Below are 19040 nucleotides of genomic sequence, written 5' to 3'. Positions count from 1 at the left end.
ATGAGAGGAACATCGACCATGGCTGCCCCCAGGAAGTACTCGCTGGAGTTGCGCGAGCGTGCGGTGCGGATGTACCGGACCTCCGACCCGAAGCCCCAGATCAAGCGACTGGCTATCGAGCTCGGCGTGCATCCCGAGGCCCTGCGCGGCTGGATCCGGCAGGCCGAGGCCGATGCCGGCGAGCGGGACGACCGGCTGACCAGCGACGAACGCGTCGAACTCGCCGCGCTTCGCAAGGAGAACGCCCAGCTCAAGCGCGCGAACGAAGTTCTGCGGACGGCCTCGGCTTTTTTCGCGGCGCAACTCGACCCGACCCGGCCCAGGTGACGGGGCTCCTCGACGAGCACCCTGACCTGGGAGTCGAGTGCGTCCTGCGGGAACTGCACATCGCCTCCTCCACCTACTACCGCTGGCGCCGCGCCGAGAAGCAGCCGTGCGAGCGGCGGCGTCGCGACGTCGAGCTGACCGAGCGGATCAAGGAGATCCACACCGAGTCCGGCGGGATCTACGGCTCTCCGCGCGTGCATGCCGTGCTGAAACGCGAGGGCACACGCGTGGGCCGCAAGCGGGTCGAGCGCCTGATGCGCGAGGCCGACCTGGCGGGCATCAGCCCGCGCCGCACAGGCTTCACGCGCCGGGATCCGAAGGCCACACTCGCCCCGGACCTGGTCAACCGGGACTTCACCGCACCGGCGCCGAACCGGCTGTGGGTCACCGACCTGACGATGATCTCGACCGGCGAGGGCCCGCTGTGGCTGTCGGCGATCCGGGACGCGTTCTCCCGCCGGGTGGTGGCCTGGGAGACCTCCGCCCGCGCGGACGCCGACCTGGTCCTGACCACGCTGGAGTACGCCCTCGCGGGACGCGAAGGCGCCGTCCTCCACACTTGCTCGGCTATCGTTGCCTCCACGGCCACTTGATCGTTGGACGTCGTCACAAACGCTCATGATCACGGTGGCCGTTCCCATACCCGCAGCAACCTGCTGACCTGCACGGACGCCCCGAAGATCACGACTTAAAGATGCCGTGAGAGACGGAAAAGGCTCCGGCAACTTGACAGCATCCTGGAACAACATCACGGCAGCCGCAGCGACCTGAGCCCACCATACCGATCAAGAACTACAGCTGCTGGGACAGTTCCATAGAAGCCGCCAAGTAAGTTCGCATGGATAGCCGTTGGCTGCCCTTCCTCTCCATCCTAGTGCGCGCTGAAATTCTTTACACGATTCACGAAGTTGATCATCCCAAGAAGATGCTTCTCGGTTAAGGAGATTCTTGCAGAAAGGTGCTCGTGGTCGCGAACCATAACCATAGCACAGGAGCCCGATCCGGAGCATTAGGACCCACGCATTGTCATGGCCGGGGCCAAATGCAGAACGGCCAGGGTAGCTCAGCGGGCGAGTATTAGGGAACACGGCCGTGGTCGTGTTCGGGTGTAACGGGAGGTAATGGATTTTAGGTAGCCTAAAGTTATTTACCCAGCACCGAGCAAGCAGCCCCCAGGTTTTCGAATCCAACACGCCATCACTTCTCTTTATGCACCATCCAAAAGTCCGCTGAAATCTTTCGCATGCTCGGATGTCGATGTTTGACCATCCTTTAAAGGTGGAGTCGCGATAGAGGTCAGCCATGCCACATTGCATAAACATGTATCGGGCGCATGTAACGTAGGCATTTTCCTCTCCCCAGCGGAAATACCTTTCACCTGGATAGGTAAATAATGGGGCGGATGCGAGATTGGCGACTGGCGTGGGAATGACTTGCTTCCGGAATGCAAGGCGAATGCGAAAAATGAGTCGACCAGTCAACAAGGTCATGGATTCTCTGCTCCTATTCGTTGGAAACCTTCGTAGCAACTTGCGCAGTTGAACGGAGGTGGCGGCATTGGGCAAGCCCAGTTGTGACGTAGTCCCCATCAGATGCGGATGAGTACTGTAGTATAAGCGGAATCTTTCCAGGCGTCGCAAGTTCTGAGTGGGTGTTTCGGTACCCTTCTGCTGCATCGCTGTCATCTGACGGAGAGAAATACCGCAAGCTCCATTGTTCGGACTCCTTCGCAATCTTGAAGGGCTCCGCTTTCAGGTGAGAAACCCCAAGACCAGGCGCTGGAACCGCACCTGTCCGGTACTGTCAGGCGCCTTCGGCCTGTTTAGTAAAGTTCGCCCACGATAATATCCGGCAGTTCACGGCCTTGGCGAGATGCGCCCGGCAAGACTGCGATTGAGCTGCTAAGCCATAAGCCAGTAGGGGCCAGGATCGTGCCTCATGCATGGAACATGGATGCATAAGCGGCCACGACGACTTCGGCAACAACAGGCATGATCTTTCGGTGAGGCGTGTCCTGCAGAAGCTTCATGCCTTCTCCCGATTTGACCCCGCGAACCCGACTAATGCGTCGAGGTAGCCTTACTGGACAGCTTACTGCGGAAATCGAAATTCCTCAAACATGCCTTACGTGACGAGAACCATGCTCATCTCCAACGTGAGCATACAGGCCAGGCACGCCAGCCCTGCACTTTGAGGACATTTTCAGCGATCGCAATCTGCGCTGCCCGGGAAGCTTGATGCGCAAGGGGGGCGTAACGTCGGCCTCCAAATTCTCTCCAGGTTTCCGCGGAGAACTGCAGTCCACCGTAGTAGCCATTTCCTGTGGCGATGCTCCAACCGCCACCGCTCTCACAAGCAGCTACGGCGTCCCATTTGGAGCTGACGGCGGTCTGCGCTGCATAACTCACCTGATGAAGGCACGTGATACAAGCTGCCAGCAGCAAGCAGGAGAGCATGCGAAGCACGGAGAGAGCCGGCGTACGAATCATGAACAGCTCCGATGTTTGGGGGCAGGGTAGTTGTCAGCGTTGCCGGCAGGCAGCAAAAGAGCTCCTGCTGCAAAGAGCCAGAACTCCAGCTGACCGCTGGCTACGTTCAGAGCCCTGCCCGTATCGCCAATTAGCGTGGAACAGGCAGGTATTGGCTTTGACGCCCTCACTGACTCCGTTGCCCAATTCGCAGGAGCTGCAGATCTGGCCGACTCTGGTCGCTCGGCAAATAGCGTCGGTGCAGGTCGTGGCAGCCGAGCCGGCTAGCCCCAGGGATTGAGCAACGGAGTCCTCACTGTTCCCTCTGTCATCGGGTCACGCCACCCTTGACACGCGAAACGGGTAACGTATGTCACCGATTGGCCCAACTGCTCATCTGATTACCAGATGACGGTGCTGCGGCAAACGGGGGTTGAACCGTTCCTGCCTTGGGTCCGTATCCGACTCTGACGCGTAAATAACCGCAGGTGTCGGCGCTATCGGGTTGTTGTGGGTGGCGTGAGGTGATCTTGATGTTGGGTCGTTGTGGGAGGGGTCGGTCGTGGGGTCCGAGGGGGCGTCGTCGTACAAGGGGTACTGCTTCCCGGCCGAGGTGATCGCTCACGCGGTGTGGCTGTATCACCGTTTTCCGCTCTCGTACCGGGAGGTCGAGGAGCTCCTCTTCGAGCGTGGCGTCGTCGTCTCGTACGAGTCGATCCGCGCCTGGTGCACCACGTTCGGCCCGGCCTACGCCAGACAACTGCGTCGCCGCCGGCCTCGCCCGGGCGACAAGTGGCACCTGGACGAGGTGTTCATCAAGGTCAACGGCCGGATGCGCTACCTCTGGCGCGCGGTGGACCAGGACGGCAACGTCCTCGACATTCTCGTCACGGACAAGCGGGACACCACGGCGGCGAAGCGGTTCTTCCGCAAGCTCCTCAAGGAGTACGCGTACCTGCCCCGCGTGATCGTCACCGACAAACTCCGCTCCTACGACGCCACCCACCGCCAGGTCATGCCCTCGGTCGAGCACCGCACCTCGAAGTACCTAAACAACCGGGCCGAGAACAGCCAACAGCCCACCAGACAACGCGAACGCGCCATGAAGAACTTCCCCCCGTCGGAGCGGCCCAGACATCCCTTGCCTGCTTCTCCCAGATCTCCTCACACTTCCGACCCCGGCGGCACCTGCTCACAGCCAGTGACTACCGCACCGAAATGACCGAACACTTCACCGTCTGGAAGACCGTCACCGCCGCGACCGTGGCCGGCTGACCAAGGCGCCACCGCGAACACACCCGCACCCTCATCACACCCCAACTCACCACCCACACCAACAACTCGACAACGCCTTTGGCGGTGATCCCTGAGAAAACTTCACTACGAGGCTGTCATCGCATCAGGTGATTCACTGCATCGATAAAGCGCGTTTGAAAATCGACTCTCCTTCGCGAATCGTTGAGGGCGGGACAAGCCGAACGCCTGACGAGGGGTCTTCTGGGCCGGGGCGGCGGTCACGCCGTTGAGCTGTGGAAGCAGTTCCTTGCTTTTGGGGCAATGTGGGCGATGTCATCTCCGCCCTGGTAGGTGGGCCTTGGCAGTCTGCTCGGCTATTCAGTTCCGTCGCCTGATGAGTACCCAGGGAGAGGCATGTCAGCTGGTTCCAGTCCGCCTGGTATCGATGAGGTCAGAGATTTTCTCCTTTCTCGGCTCGTGAATCTGTTGGATGTAACCGAGGACGAGGTGGACCGGTGGGTGCCACTGCACCGGTATGGGCTGGACTCGCTGAAATCCGCCACCCTTGTCCTGGCGTTGTCGGAATTCCTGGCACGGCCGGTACCAGTCACCATGGTGTGGGACCATCCGACGCTGGAGGGCCTGTGCCGTGCACTGGCCCACGGTCCCCACGCTGATGGGGAAGGACGCGGAACGGACCGGCGGTATGCGGCGGTTGCGCACAGCGCGCAGGAGCCGATTGCCCTCGTGGGGATTAGCTGCAGGCTTCCCGGCGCGGCAGACCCGTCGGCGTACTGGCAACTGCTCGAGGATGGGCGCGACGCCGTGGGCACGGTGCACCCTTCGCGGCGGAAGCTTCTTGAACAGGGCGGTACCGCAGATTCGTTCAGGTGGGGCGGGTTCCTCGACGACGTCGACTTCTTCGATCCTCTCTTCTTCGGGATCTCACCGCGCGAGGCGGTCGCCATGGATCCCCAGCAGCGGCTGGTGCTGGAGCTGGCGTGGGAGGCACTGGAGGACGCGGGCATTGCGCCCGGCGGGCTCCAGGGGAGTGACACTGGTGTCTTCATGGGCTCCAGTTGGAGCGACTACGCCGCGATGGCGCATCAGAGCGGCTCGCAGCACGACGTCGGGCCTCACACAGCAACCGGGACGCTGGACAGCATTATCGCCAACCGTGTCTCCTATGTCCTCGGGCTGCAGGGGCCCAGCATGGCCCTCGACACGGCCTGTTCATCCTCGCTGGTCGCCGTCCACCTCGCCTGCCAGTCGCTGCGCGACGGCGAGAGCGGGCTGGCCCTGGCCGGCGGGGTCAACCTGAACCTGATCACCGACCACTTCCTGGCCATGGAGCGAGCCGGGGCGCTGTCACCAGACGGCAGGATCAAAGCTTTCGACGCCCGCGCCAACGGCTATGTGCGCGCCGAGGGCGCAGCAGTGGTCGTCCTCGCGCCGCTGCGGGTCGTGCTCGAGCGCGGACTGCCCATGTACTGCCTGATTCGTGGCAGCGCGGTCAATAACGACGGTCTGAGCAACGGTCTCACCGCTCCGAATCCGCGTGCCCAGGAGTCCCTGCTGCGCGCCGCCTACCGGCGGGCGGGTGTGTCGCCGTCCCTGGTGGACTACGTGGAGTGCCATGGCACCGGCACTCCGTTGGGAGATCCGATCGAGGCCAAGGCTCTGGCGGCTGTGCTGGGTCGGGGCCGCGAGCCCGGGGACGCCTTGCGGATCGGTTCGGTGAAGACGAATATCGGCCACCTCGAACCGGCCGCGGGTGTCGCGGGTCTCGTCAAGGTTGCCCTCGCTCTGCGCAACGGCGTCCTACCCGCCAGTTTGCACTACAGCAGCGCCAACCGGCAGATCTCCTTCACCGAGGCGCATCTGCGGGTTCAGGAGCGGACCACTGTGTGGCCACGGCGCTCAGGCGCGCGCCGGGCGGGTGTCAGCGCCTTCGGTATCGGCGGCACCAACTGCCACGTTGTTGCCGAGGAGTTGCCTCATCCGGACAGTTCTCTGCTGCTGCTGGGCGAGGACTGCGAGCGAGAACTGTCCGACCGGGTTGCCGCACTGCGCACCGCACTTGCGCAAGGCATTGCGGCGGATCTGCCAGCCCTGTGCCGGCAGGCAGCTGACCCGGTCCCCACTGACCGGTTCCGGCTCGCCGCCGCAGCCCGCGACCGGGACGAATTGGTTGCGCAGCTCGACGCATTCACCGATGGCCGGCCCCACCCAGGGCTCGCCACCGGGGCAAGCGGGCCGGGGAAGCCGCGGGTGGCCTTTTTGTGTTCGGGCACCGGCAGTCAGTGGCTGGGCATGGCCAGGCGGCTGCTCGTGGGGATGCCCGTGTTCCGCCGCTGCCTAATGCGCGCGGATGAACGCATCGGGGAGCTGTCCCACTTCTCTGTGGTCGACCAGTTGCTCGCTGCCCCGGAACGTTCCCGGCTCGACGACATGGAGGTCGTTCAGCCGCTTCTGTTCTCCATCCAGACCGCCCTGGCGGAAACCTGGCGCTCGCTTGGGGTGGAACCCGATCTCGTACTCGGACAGAGCATCGGCGAGTTCGCCGCCGCTCACATCGCCGGAGCACTCGATTTCGACGACGCCGCGTTGCTGACTGCGCACCACGCCCGCCTCGTACAACAGCTCGCTGTGGGTCGCGGCAACGCGATGGTGGTCGAGGCCGGCGAGGACCGTGTGGCCCCGTATCTCACTGCCGCGGGTGATCGCCTCACGGTGGCTGGTCACAACGGGCCCGCGTCTTTGCTGCTCTCGGGCGAGACGGCGGAACTCGAAGCACTGGCCGAGCGGCTCGCGGCGGACGGGATCTCCAGCCACCGGGTCCGGATGGGGTACGCGGCGCACTCGCGCTCGGTGGAACCGGTGCTCGCTCCGCTACGAGCCGCGCTCGAGGGGATCAACCCGACTGAGACCCGGATCCCCATGATCTCCACCGTCACCGGGGAGGAGGTCAGCGGCGGCGATCTGGGGCCCGACTACTGGGTGGAGAACGTCCGGCGGCCGAGCCAGCTCACCAGCGCCCTGCAGACCATGGAGCGGCGGGGTGTCGACACCGTCGTCGAGCTCAGCCCGCACCCCGTGCTGTTGAAGCCGATACGCGAGGCTTTCGCGGATCGTGCGGTGAGCTGCCTTCCCTCGCTCCAGCGAGGCACGGACGACGATTGGAGACTGCTCTCCTCGCTCGGCGCGCTGCACGCTGACGGACTGGCCGTCACCGCCGGCTCCTTCGTCTCCGGGATGAGGGGGCGCCATCTCGGGCCGAGCCATCAGGGGGACCTCACGCCGGTTCACCACACGTCTGAGCCGCCGGAGCGGACGCACCTGATGCCCGTCACCGCCCACTCCGCGGAGGCCTTGCTGGACACCTGCCGTGAACTGTCCAATCACATCGAGCGCGATGCCCGTCTGTGGGTTCCCGATCTCGCGCACACCCTGGCGAACCGGCGCACCCACCACAAACACCGGGTCACGATCCTGGCACGCGACCGTCAGGACGTACTTGACGGGCTGGCGCGGGTCAGCGACGGGGAGCCGCACCGTGACATCGTGCAGGGCACGGTCGCTGCGAGCAAGGGCGAGGGGCGGATCGCGTTCGTCTTCAATGGGGGTGGAACCCAGTGGCCGGGTATGGGCCGCGACTTGCTGCGTTGGCACGCCGGCTTCCGCGAGCAGATGGAAAACTGCGATGCCGTCGTGCGCGACCTGGCCGGCTGGTCGGTGCTCGAGGCGATGACGGCGCCCCCGGAGAAGTCGCGCTTGGACGACTTGGACGTCATGCAGCCGGTGCTGTTCTCCTTCCAGGTCTCACTGGCGCGGGTGTGGACGGATCTCGGTGTGCGCCCAGCGGCACTCGTCGGGCACAGTCTCGGCGAGGTAGCCGCGGCTTGCGTGGGCGGCGCGCTGTCCCTGGAGGATGCGGCTCGGGTCGCGGTGACCCGATCGCACCTGATGCAGCACGAGGTCGGAGTGGGTGCCGTGATCGCTGTGGAGTTCTCGGGAGACGTCCTTGCGTACCTCACCCCCTACGGGGAGTGCGTGTCGCTCGCGGCGGTCAACAGTCCCACCAGCGTGACCGTTTCCGGTGAGCCCGACGCGATCCGCGCACTGGAGGAGGATCTGCGGGGCGCGGGGATAGCGACGCGGCGGCTGCGGCTCGAGCGGGCGGCGCACAGCACGTCCATGACACCGATCGCACCGGTGCTGCGCGAGGCGCTCCAGGACATTGTTCCCCGGTCGTTCGAGGTGGCGCTGCGCTCCACGACGCTCGGCGGTGTGCTCAGCCCCGTCGTCGACGCGGACTACTGGGCGCACAATCTCCGAGACTGCGTGCGGTTCGCCCCGGCCGTCAAGGGGCTCATCGAGGACGGCATCGACACCTTCGTCGAGATCGGTCCGCACGGCGTGCTGCGCGGTGCCGTCGAGGAGACGGCGCTGGCCGACGGGGTGCACGTTCATGTGGTCAACTCCCTGCAGCGGGGGGAGAGCGACATGCGAAACCTACTGGGGGCTGTCGCCTCCCTGTTCGTGCGCGGCGTGCCCCTGTCGCTTGAGGCGCTGTCCCCGGCGGGTGCGCAGGTGGTCGGGACACCGCTGGTCCGCTGGCAGAAGGACCGGTACTGGCTGGAGGCGGCACCGCGTGAGGGGGCGCCCGGGACCAACGCCGCGCCTTCCGCCACCGATGCCTCGCACCCTGCCCCGCAGGGTACCGCGCTGGCTGAGACCGCTCCGGCTGACGGGACCGGGCGCCTGGTTCCCCGGGAGGTCATCCTCGGGGAAATCTCCGAGGTACTCGGGGTTCCGCCCGAAAAATTCGGCCCCACCACCCGGCTGAGAGACTTCGGGTTGGACTCCATGCTGGCCATCCGCCTGACCAACAGGATGCAGTCGCTGTTCGGGCACCGGTTGTCCCCGGCGGAGTTCCTGGACGACCGCACTGTGGCCGACCTTCTGCAACGGCTGCTCGAACTTGTCGGGGACGGAAAGGAAACGGCAGCGAACGACGGTACGCCGCCGCCTGCGAGGGCGGAATCGGCGTACGTCGTCGACGGCCTGTTGGACGAGGACGCGCAAGAGCTGCTGGACGAACTTGCCGCGCGGCAATTGCTGGAGCAGCCTGCGGACGATGGTCTGCCGGCGGTCGAGAGACTGCGGACTGCGCTGGAGCTTACGTCGGCCTTCGAGCTGGCGCCCGCCGGACACGGGCAGACCTCGATCTGGTTCATGCAGCAGTTGTCGCCCGACGGCGTGCCGTACAACCTCATGTTCTCCGCACGCATCCCCACCGAGGTGGACGAGCAGGCGCTGGAGGATGCTGTACGGGCGGTGGTGGAGCGGCACCCGGTGCTGCGGACGGTCTTCGTCGAGGCGGGCGGACGGCCCTACCAGCTGATCCTGGACCAGCCGGTCTACGAGTTCCTGACGGAGGACGGCTCGGGGCTCGAGGACAAAGAGGTGCATGACCTGCTCGTGGAACGGGGGCACTGCCCGCTCGACCTCGATCAAGGCCCCATCCTTCGGGCGGCGCTGGTCTCTCGCGGCCCCGAAGACCACTTCCTGCTGCTGGTCATGCACCATGTTGCCGTCGACGCGGCGTCCGTGGACACCGTCGTACGCGATCTGCGGATGTACTACGAACGGGCGCTGTGCGCAGACCTGGTGCCCCAGCAACCGGCCGCCCCCTACACGGACTTTGTCGAGTGGGAGCGCGCCTGGCTGGGCGGTCCCGAGGCCGAGGCGGCGCTGCGCTGGTGGGCGGAGCGCCTGGCGGCACCACCGGCCAACCTCGATTTGCCCCCATCGGCCGGGGCGGCGGCCCTGGTCAAGGAACGGCTGCCCGTGGTCACTTACGAGGGGGCGGACCTGATCTTCCGCTGGAACGCGGACGAAACGGGCCGGTTGAAGGCGTTCGCGGTGCGGGAGGGCGTCTCGCTCAGCACCCTGGTGCTGGCAGGCTTCTTCGCGGCACTGAACCGGCTGACCGGTGCCGAGGACACCGTCGTCGCCACTGCCATCGCCCAGCGCGGCGAACCGGGTTGGGAGTCTGCTGTGGGCTACTACCTCAACACCGTGCTCGTACGGGCCCGGCCGAGCGGCGCCAACAGCTTCCGAGAGCTGCTCCGCGAGGTCCATGCCTTCTCGCTCGGTGTGCTGGAGCACATGAATTATCCCCTGGACCAGCTGGTGGCGGAACTCAATCCGCCCCGGGCCGAAGGGCGTGCGCCGTGGTCTGACTTCGCCGTCAACTGGCTCTCCGGCAACGCCTTCACTCACGTCACCACACTCTTCCACGGTGTCGGTGAGGCCGAGGAGCCCACTGGGGCGCTGTCCCTGGTCCCGTTCCCGATGCGGCGGGACATCGCGAAATTCGATCTGGAAATCACGTTGGCGGACATCGCCGACGAAGTGGTCGGCCAGGTCCAGTACAAACCTAGCTTCGTGGAAAGGGAGATCGTGACGACGCTGCTGAAGGAATTCCGCTCCGTGCTCTTGCAGGGGATGGATAGCCCCGATCTGCCCCTAGACCACCTGTCACCCGGCTCCCGGCCGGAAGAGAGGGAACTGTGATGCGCACCGACACCACCTTGCACGGCGGTTTCCTCGAGCACGCGGCGAAGAGCCCGGAAGCGACCGCGATCTTCTGCGACGAGGGTGTAATGACCTACGGAGAGCTGGAGCGGCGTTCGGCGCTGCTGGCCGAACAGCTGGTGGCCGAGGGTGCGCGCCCGGGCGTACCTGTCGGCATCTGCGCCGAACGCGGTGTGAGTCTGCTCGTCGGCCTGCTGGCGATCCTCCGCTCCGGCGCCTGCTACCTGCCGCTCGACCCCAAATATCCCGACGAGCGGCTGGACTTCATGGTGCGGGACAGCGGCACCGCTCTGCTGCTGACCACGCCTGGGGCGCGGGGCCGGTGCCCGCAGGGGCCCACGGTGATGGTGCTCGGTGACACCGTGGAGACCGAACCCGGGGCGAGACCCGATGTCTCGGTTCCGAAGGACTCCGCCTATGTGATCTACACCTCCGGATCGACAGGACAGCCGAAGGGCGTGCCGATCCGGCACCGCAGCTGCGCGGCGATGCTGTCCGAGGCCCAACGCATCTTTGAAGACTGTGACCTGAGCGGTGTGGCGGCCGTCAGCTCCATCTGCTTCGACCTGGCAGTCATGGAGATCTTCGCCCCGCTTTCCCAGGGCGGGGCCGTGGTCCTGCTCGAGAGCGCGCTCCACCTCCCGGAGAGCCCGTACCGGCACCGGGTAACACATCTCAATACCGTTCCTTCCACCATGACGAGCCTGCTCGACGCCGGGGATCTGGCGCCCGGGCTGCGCTCGGTCGTCCTCGGTGGGGAAGCGGTACGACGCCGGCTCGTCGACCGGGTGTACCGCGAGACGAAGGTGACCCGCGTCTTCAACGGGTACGGCCCGACCGAAGGAACGGTCTTCTGTACCTTCAAAATGGTCCCGCCGGACGAGTCCGGCGAGCCGTCGATCGGTATGCCCTCCTCCACCGCCCTGCTCTACGTCCTGGACGAGAACCTGCGGCCGGTACCGGAAGGAGAACCGGGCGAGCTGTACCTTAGCGGCGCGGGCCTGGCCTGGGGCTACGTCAACCGGCCGCGACTGACTGCGGAACGCTTCGTGCCGGATCCGCACCTGGTCGGCGAACGCATGTACCGCACGGGTGACATCGCCCGTTTCGTGCCGGGCGGCGAGCTGGAGTTCATCGGGCGTGCCGACCACCAGGTGAAGGTGCGCGGGTACCGCATCGAACTGGAGGAGGCCGAAGGATGGCTGTCCGGATGCCCGGAGGTGCGGGAGGGGGCCGTCGCGGTACCTTCGGCGGCCGGGCAGCCCGGTGCCACTTCGCTGGTCGCCTATGTCGTGCCGCAGGACGGCAGCAAGACGTCGGCAAGGGGCGACAGTCCGTGGCTTGATGCCGAGTTGCAGTCCCGGATCACCCGGCGGCTGGAGCAGATGCTGCCCGACTATATGGTCCCCGAGACGGTGGTATTCCTGGCCACGCTCCCCGTCTCGCCCAACGGCAAGCTCGACCGGTCGGCCCTGCCGGAGCCTCCCTCGCCTGACTCTCCGAGGACAACCGAACCGGCCCGCACCGCGGGCGAAGCGGCACTGGCCGAGCTGTGGGGCGAACTCCTCAGCCGGGATCCCCAAACCATCGGTGTGCGTGACGCCTTCTATGACCTGGGGGGCAACTCGCTGCTGCTGGTGCGCCTTGCCAAACGGATGAGCCAGCGGTTCGGCAGGCGGGTGGGTGTGTCGGACCTCTTCCGGTTCCGTGACATCGCCTCGCAAGCCAAGTGGCTGGACGACGTCGAGAACGGTGCCACGCCCACCGCAGTCACCGACGCCAGGCGCCGCGCCGAGGCCCGACGGTCCGCCGTACTCGGCCGAGGCCGCCCATCCGACGCTTGAGACGTCGTGAACCACCCTGCGTATTGGAGGCTTTCACACCGATGAACCAAACCCCTGAGCTGCAGTACGACGAGAGCGACATCGCGATCACCGGTATCGCGTGCCGCTTCCCCGGAGCGGACGGCAAGGAGCAGTTGTGGGACAACCTCGTCAACGGACGGGAATCCATCACGTTCCTCCAGAAGGAGGACCTCGAGGTGGACCAGGCACTGGTCAACAACCCGTTCTACGTTCGGGCATGCGCCACGCTCGACGGCTACGACGAGTTCGACCCCTCGGTCTTCGGCATCTCGGACCGTCTCGCGAGATTGATGTCCCCTGAGCACCGCCTGTTCATGGAGAGTGTCTGGGACGTCCTGGAGGACGCCGGCTACGACCCGGATCGCGTCGCCGGTGAAGTGGGTATCTACGCGGCGGCCAACCCCCAGACCCCGGCGTTGTACAGCTCCGCCCCCGACTGGGTTTCCGTCGGACCCGAGGTGATGGAGCTCAGCAACGCCTGGTTCACGGACACGATGTCCTCCAACGCCCTCTTCTACACCGGGCTGACGGGCGAGGCGATGACCCTGACGGCGGTGTGCACCGGCTTCCACTACTCGGTGCACCTCGCCTGCCAGTCGCTGCTGTTGGGCCAGACGGATATGGCCATCGCCAGCGGAGTCATGGTGCGACTGCCGCATCGCCGTGGATACCTGTGGGAAGAGGGCCGCATCATGTCCCGGGACGGGCACTGCCGCCCGTTCGACGCCAACGGCACCGGGACCAGGCTGGCTAGCGGTGTCGCGACGTTCCTCCTCAAACCGCTCCGCAAGGCCGTCGCCGACCGCGATCACATCTACGCGAAGGTGAAGGGCTCCGCCGTCAACAACAACGGCGCAAGCGCGGTGTCGTACGGGTTCGCCCAGCCCGACCGGCTCAGCGCCTGCATCGCCAACGCCATGCATGTGGGCGGCGTGGCCCCGGACACCGTGTCCATGTACGAGGGCAACTTCTTCGGCTTGCCGATCACCGACGGGCTGGAGGTCCGCGCGGCGCAGATGGCGTTCGGCAAGCAGACCAGTACCACATCCATCGGTTCGGTCAAGGCGAACATCGGCCACGCGGGAGTGGCGGCCGGCGGGTCCGGTGCCGTCAAGGCGGCGCTCGCGCTCTACCACCGTAAGCTGGTGCCGACGATCAACCTGACCGAGGTCAACGAGGACCTTGACTTCCCCAACACGCCTTTCGTGCCCCAAGTGGAGGGTGCGGACTGGGAGGCGGAGGCCGGTGTCCGGCGTGCCGGTGTCACCGCGCTCGGCGGGGGCGGCTACAACGCCCATCTCGTGTTGGAGGAACCGCCGGCCCTGCCCGCCCGGGCTCCCGAGACCGGGGCACCGCGGCTCGTCACGGTCTCTGCCCTGGACGAGCGGGGGCTGGCCGCGCGGCTCGGGGCGCTGCGGGAGTGGATCACCTCGCATCCCCAGGCACGGCTCGATGACATCACTCTCAGCCTCAACCTCGGGCGCAAGATGATGGGCCGGCGCTGGGCGGCCGTGGTCCGGACCAAGGCCGAGCTGGCCGAGGCCCTGGCCGTCGAGGCCGGCGAGCGGGTGACCTCCGGCGGCTCGGCGCGGCACACCGACCTGTCCGGGCTCAGGCGTACCGACGACGGTCTCGTGCCGGACACGGCCGAGGCACTGCACGAGGAGCATGCGCTCTTCCGGCTCGCCGAGGCCTGGGTACAAGGCCAGCGGGTGGACTTCGCTGCCTTGCACGAGGGCGAGCGCAGCCACCGGATCCCGCTGCCGGGCTATCCCTTCGCACGCCGGCGCTTCTGGCGGACCGACTGGTGACGGTCAGTGCTTCTCCTCCTACCCCGACCCGATCAGCCGGAGCACCGCAATGAACCCCACCACGGTCATCGCCGAGGCAGGCGACCCCAAGGCGACCGCCTCTCATGCGAGCGATCCCGAGACGATCGACCTGTCCGACCCAGCCACCTTCGCGGACCAGGACCTGAACGCCTTCTGGCGCGACCTGAGGGACACCAGACCCGTTCACTGGAACCGGCCGACCAGCCAGCGGCGCGGATTTTGGGTGCTCTCACGCCACGAGGACATCATTGCGGTCCATCGCGACGACGAGAACTTCACCTCGGAGCGGGGCAACGTCTTGGTGACCCTGCTCGAGGGCGGCGATGCGGGAGCAGGCAAGATGCTCGCGGTCACGGACGGGCCACGGCACGAGCAGCTGCGCAAGATCCTGCTGCGGGCGCTGGGCCCCCGAGTGCTCAGGCCCGTGGCAGAGGCGGTGCGCGCCAATACCCGTCCGCTGGTCCGGGAAGCCGTCGCAGGAGATGGCTGCGACTTCGCCCTGGAGATAGCCAGCCGCATTCCGATGAATACCATCTCGAACCTGCTGGGCGTGCCCGAGAGTGACCGCGACTACCTCCTGACACTGAACAAGACCGCACTGAGCACGGATGACGACGAGGTCGACGAGGAGGAGTCGGCGATGGCGCGCAACGAAATCCTCCTCTACTTCCAGGACTTGGTGGAGGAGAGGCGCAAGACGCCGGGTGAAGACCTCGTCAGCACACTGGCGCACAGCACGGTCGACGGGGTCCGGCTGACCGACGAGGACGTGGTCCTCAACTGCTACAGCCTGATCATCGGCGGTGACGAGACCAGTCGGCTCACCATGATCGACAGTGTGCACTCGCTGGCCACGCATCCGGACCAGTGGCAGCGGCTGAAGAACGGCGAGGTCGCCATCAACACGGCCGTCGACGAAGTGCTGCGCTGGGCGTCCCCGTCGATGCACTTCGGCCGCACCGCGGTGCAGGACACACAGATCAACGGCGTTACCATCCGCCGGAACGACATCGTGACGCTGTGGCACTACTCGGCCAACCGGGACGAGCGCGTCTTCGACCGGCCCGAGGTGTTCGACCTGGGACGGACACCGAACCAGCAGATCTCGTTCGGCTACGGCCCCCACTACTGCGTCGGCGCGCATCTCGCCAAGATCGAGATATCGGAACTCCTCATGGCCCTGCGGGACTTCACCACAGGCCTTGAGTGGACCGGCCATGCGCCCCGTCTGCGATCCAACCTGCTGAACGGATTCTCCAGCCTTCCGGTCCGGTTCTTCCCCGACCGTGCAGGACTGGCCCACGACGACGAGATGAGCGGAGAGACGCGATGACCGGCAGTCCTTTCGACGCGGGTGACGGCACGTGGCTCGTGGTCGTCAACGACCACGAGCAGCACGCCCTGTGGCGGCCGTTCCTGGACCTCCCGGCTGGCTGGCGTGCCGCCTTCACCGACGTCGACCGGGAGACTGCGCTGGAGTACATCGAACGGAACTGGACGGGAGGACCAGGACCGGCAAAGCCGACCGGGAACGCTCCCGGAACCAGTGAGATCCTCCGGCTTCCGGGAGACTGATGGCGGGCAAGCACGGGAACACCCACGGGCGCCCCCGCGGACCACCCGAAGGCCGGCATTCGCCTCGGGCCCGGTGCATCGGCTCCTTCGGTCCACAGCACCGGAAGACTGCGGTTGCACGCTCCTGAAGGAATCGAACATGACCGCTCCGAAGGAATTCACCACACTCCATTCCGCGGGGATCGGCAATACAGCCGGAAAAACCCCTTGTTCACTGACGGGCAACCGGACTGCGACGCGCTGGGACACCAGCGTGAGGATGGCACCCCGTTGCCTCGCCGCATCGACCAAATCGCACACGGCCCCACATACCTCCCGTTGAACGGAAACCGCGCGCGACCGGAAATCAGCTGGGGCCTCGTGCGTGAAAGAAAACGGTGATCACGCATATCGCTCTCTTCAAACTGAAGGACGGCTTCGAGCGCACCTCGCCCTCCGTGGTCGAGGCCGAGAAGTTCGCCAAGCAGGTCGGCCGCAACGTCCCGGAGCTGCTCACCTGGCGGGTGGGATGGAACACCGTCAAGCGCGACATCTCCTACGACTTCGCCGTCATCGGGGTGCTGCCCGACCTGACCGCGCTGGATAAGTACCAGACCAACAAATTTCACCAAGAGGCCATCCAGAAGTGGCGGTCGATCTCCGACTGGGTAGTCGCAGATCTGATCGACGACTGACCTTCTCCAGGCCTCCCGTACGGGAGGCAACAGATCCCTGATTGGGGGCTCCACCGAATGTTCACGCAATACGACCCGGAATCCGCCTCTCTCACCTGCGAGTTGCGCGACCAATTCGACGCGTTCACGGCCGGCGAGTGGGACAATGACGCACTGGCCGCCCATCAGACGCGCAAACTCCGCGAGGTCGCCGCATACGTACGCGCCAACTCCCCGTTCTACCGGGAGAAGTTGGAGGGAATAGGCGACGGCGAAATATCGGCACTGCGAAGCGACGACCTGCGGCGCCTTCCTTTCACGACCAAGAAAGACCTGAGGCAGACTCAACTCGGCATCCTGTCATGTCCGGTCTCCGATGCCTGGATCTTCTACGAGACCACCGGCACCACCGGTGCAGCGACCCCGTGTCCGCGCACCAACGCAGACACCATCCACAACAACACCGTCCTTACCACCTATTACCGCGATGTCCTGGCCGCTCACGGTGACTGTCAGGTCATCGGGGTCTCCGGACCCACCGAGCTGCACGCCACCGGTGACACCTTCGGGGACGTGTGCCGCAACCTGGGGCACGCGGTGGCCAAGATGTGGCCGCACTCGCCGGTCATCGGCTTCGACCGCGCCCTGGAGGTCGTGCGTCTCCTGCCGATCACGGGGTTGTTCTGCACCCCGGGCATGGCGATGCGGCTCGCCCAGAAGGCGACCGAGGCGGGCCTCGACCCCCAGAAGGACTTCTGCCTCGACATCCTCATGCTCACCGGCGAGCTGATGTCTCCCAGCCTGCTGGCGAACATCGGCGCGCTGTGGGGAGCCGAAGCCCGCAACGCCCTCTACGCCTCACAGGAGGCCTCGGTTCTCGCGGCGGCCACTTCCGATGGCTCGCTCCGTACCGCACCGCTGATCAACCTCTACGAGGTGATCGATCCGGACACCCTGGAGCCGGTGGCAGCCGACTCCGCAGGCGTACGGTACGGCGAACTCGTCGTGACGAACCTCTACACCGGTGCGAAGCCGCTCATCAGGTACCGCACCGGGGACATGGTGCGGATGACCGACCCCGCGCCCGGCGCCACGGTGCCGGCCCCCGCTCTGGAGGCGGTCGGCCGCGTACGCGACCGGCTTCTGCTCAACGGTCACCTCATCAACGGCTACGACCTGGAGAACCTGCTGCTCCGCCACTTCCGCGGCTACCAGGACTACCAGATCACCGTCGCCCGTGACGACCACGGCAAGGACCTGCTCTCCCTGACCCTGAAGGCCGACCCGGACAGCCGGCAAGAGGCAGTCAAGAAGGCCGCCGAGGAATGCCTCGACACACTCGATACCCCGCTCAGCATCGGGTTCGGCGCCCCCGGCCCCATCACCAGCACCGGAGCCATGGTGAGCTGGAAAGCCGCACGGGTGGTGGACCTACGCACCGAGTCCTCCATCGAAAACGCCTCCGCCGAACGGATCGCGGGAACGAGGGCATGACGGACACACAGAACAACTTCACACGATCCTCGATGGGGCTCGGCGAATGGGCCTACGACCGAGGGGAGTTCGTCTCGGCGACGGCTCCACGGCTGACGCTCTCCACACAGGGCCTGCACTACGGGACCGGCGCCTTCGAAGGAATCCGCGCACACCACTGTGACGACGGACTCTTGCTGTTCCGGGCACGAGACCACTACGCACGCATGCTGCGCGCCTGCCGGATCCTGCACATCACTGGCATACCCGACAACATCGACGACCTCATCGACATCACCGGGGAACTGCTCAGGCGCAACGGTCATCAAGAGGACGCCTACGTACGGCCGCTGGTGCACAAGCTCGTCCTGACGCCGCACACGCCCCCCGGCGTCTCGCTCACCGGAGTTTCCGACGCGCTGTCCATCACCACGTTCGGCTTTCCCGCATCCCGGACCCCACCGGGCATACGCTGCCTGATCAGCTCGTGGCGGCGTCCGCCCCGTGACGCATTCCCGGCGCAGGCAAAGCTCACCGGCGGCTATGTGAACTGCGCCCTGGCCAGCGACGAAGCCCGTGCCGCCGGCTTCGACGACGCCATCCTGCTGGACCAGGCGGGCAACGTCGCCGAGGCGAGCACCGCCAACGTCTTCGCCGTGCACAACGGACGCATCACCACACCGCCCGCTACGGGTGACCTGCTGCCCGGAATCACCAGGGACACCGTGATGACACTGTGCCGGGAGGCGGGCATGGAAGTCCTGGAACGCCGGCTCAGCCCCGCAGACCTCTTCACCGCTGACGAAATATTCCTGTCCTCCACCGGCAAGGGCGTGGTCTCCGTGGTCTCCCTTTCCGGCAGGGACATCGGAAACGGCACAGTCGGCCCGCTCGCGACCCGGGCCGCCGCGCTCTACGACGCAGCCAAGCGCTCCGCCGACGGGGCGCACCCCGAGTGGCTGACCCCCATCACCCCCGGCTGACCCGGGCCGCCTGTACACCGAACCA

General features: G+C 66.0%; 10 protein-coding genes and 2 pseudogenes. 11 read left to right on the top strand and 1 reads right to left on the bottom strand.

Features of this window, described 5'->3' with window-relative positions:
• The first annotated feature begins 18 nt into the window (after positions 1-18).
• Positions 19-327, top strand: a complete 309-nt coding sequence (locus PV796_RS40700; protein ID WP_274919483.1) for a transposase — start codon at positions 19-21, stop codon at positions 325-327.
• Positions 324-920 carry an IS3 family transposase gene (locus PV796_RS40695; protein ID WP_274919515.1) on the top strand — a complete coding sequence of 199 codons (597 nt, stop codon included), beginning with the start codon at positions 324-326 and terminating at the stop codon, positions 918-920. Before PV796_RS40700 ends, PV796_RS40695 begins: the two co-directional genes overlap by 4 nt.
• 1563 nt (positions 921-2483) lie before the next feature.
• Here the strand turns inward: PV796_RS40695 and PV796_RS40690 are convergent.
• Positions 2484-2708, bottom strand: a pseudogene (locus PV796_RS40690) (transglycosylase family protein); the annotation flags it as partial.
• A gap of 649 nt (positions 2709-3357) precedes the next feature.
• On the opposite strand from PV796_RS40690, the pseudogene PV796_RS40685 reads away from it, so the two are divergent.
• From PV796_RS40685 to PV796_RS40645, 9 genes and pseudogenes are all read left to right on the top strand, one after another.
• Positions 3358-4070 (top strand): annotated as a pseudogene (locus PV796_RS40685) (IS6 family transposase).
• Between the two features lie 375 nt (positions 4071-4445).
• Complete coding sequence (locus PV796_RS40680; RefSeq protein WP_274919514.1) at positions 4446-10613, top strand: type I polyketide synthase; 6168 nt, start codon at positions 4446-4448, stop codon at positions 10611-10613.
• On the top strand, positions 10613-12478 hold the full coding sequence (locus PV796_RS40675; RefSeq protein ID WP_274919513.1) for a non-ribosomal peptide synthetase: 1866 nt from the start codon (positions 10613-10615) through the stop codon (positions 12476-12478). Before PV796_RS40680 ends, PV796_RS40675 begins: the two co-directional genes overlap by 1 nt.
• A gap of 41 nt (positions 12479-12519) precedes the next feature.
• Positions 12520-14310 (top strand): type I polyketide synthase, encoded by a 1791-nt coding sequence (locus tag PV796_RS40670; protein ID WP_274919512.1) that lies wholly within the window; start codon positions 12520-12522, stop codon positions 14308-14310.
• A gap of 49 nt (positions 14311-14359) precedes the next feature.
• Positions 14360-15664: a cytochrome P450 gene (locus tag PV796_RS40665; protein ID WP_274919511.1), complete on the top strand. Its 1305-nt coding sequence runs from the start codon at positions 14360-14362 to the stop codon at positions 15662-15664.
• Positions 15661-15906, top strand: coding sequence for an MbtH family protein (locus PV796_RS40660; protein ID WP_274919510.1), 246 nt, complete (start codon positions 15661-15663; stop codon positions 15904-15906). Before PV796_RS40665 ends, PV796_RS40660 begins: the two co-directional genes overlap by 4 nt.
• A 377-nt stretch (positions 15907-16283) precedes the next feature.
• Positions 16284-16580 carry a Dabb family protein gene (locus tag PV796_RS40655; protein ID WP_274919509.1) on the top strand — a complete coding sequence of 99 codons (297 nt, stop codon included), beginning with the start codon at positions 16284-16286 and terminating at the stop codon, positions 16578-16580.
• Between the two features lie 57 nt (positions 16581-16637).
• Complete coding sequence (locus PV796_RS40650; RefSeq protein WP_274919508.1) at positions 16638-18053, top strand: phenylacetate--CoA ligase family protein; 1416 nt, start codon at positions 16638-16640, stop codon at positions 18051-18053.
• A complete protein-coding gene (locus PV796_RS40645; protein ID WP_274919507.1) occupies positions 18050-19015 on the top strand; it encodes an aminotransferase class IV in 966 nt (321 codons plus the stop codon). The genes PV796_RS40650 and PV796_RS40645 overlap by 4 nt, the downstream gene beginning before the upstream one ends.
• Positions 19016-19040 lie beyond the last annotated feature (25 nt).

The organism is Streptomyces sp. WZ-12 (assembly GCF_028898845.1).
Lineage (GTDB): Bacteria > Actinomycetota > Actinomycetes > Streptomycetales > Streptomycetaceae > Streptomyces.
The sequence above is the reverse complement of the archived record's forward strand: the minus strand, read 5'-3'. Positions and strand labels throughout refer to the sequence as shown.

Coding starts and splice junctions, on each gene's coding strand:
- PV796_RS40675 (WP_274919513.1), top strand. CDS start 10,613: ATGCGCACCGACACCACCTTGCACGGCGGTTTCCTCGAGCACGCGGCG.
- PV796_RS40680 (WP_274919514.1), top strand. CDS start 4,446: ATGTCAGCTGGTTCCAGTCCGCCTGGTATCGATGAGGTCAGAGATTTT.
- PV796_RS40645 (WP_274919507.1), top strand. CDS start 18,050: ATGACGGACACACAGAACAACTTCACACGATCCTCGATGGGGCTCGGC.
- PV796_RS40665 (WP_274919511.1), top strand. CDS start 14,360: ATGAACCCCACCACGGTCATCGCCGAGGCAGGCGACCCCAAGGCGACC.
- PV796_RS40660 (WP_274919510.1), top strand. CDS start 15,661: ATGACCGGCAGTCCTTTCGACGCGGGTGACGGCACGTGGCTCGTGGTC.
- PV796_RS40670 (WP_274919512.1), top strand. CDS start 12,520: ATGAACCAAACCCCTGAGCTGCAGTACGACGAGAGCGACATCGCGATC.
- PV796_RS40700 (WP_274919483.1), top strand. CDS start 19: ATGGCTGCCCCCAGGAAGTACTCGCTGGAGTTGCGCGAGCGTGCGGTG.
- PV796_RS40650 (WP_274919508.1), top strand. CDS start 16,638: ATGTTCACGCAATACGACCCGGAATCCGCCTCTCTCACCTGCGAGTTG.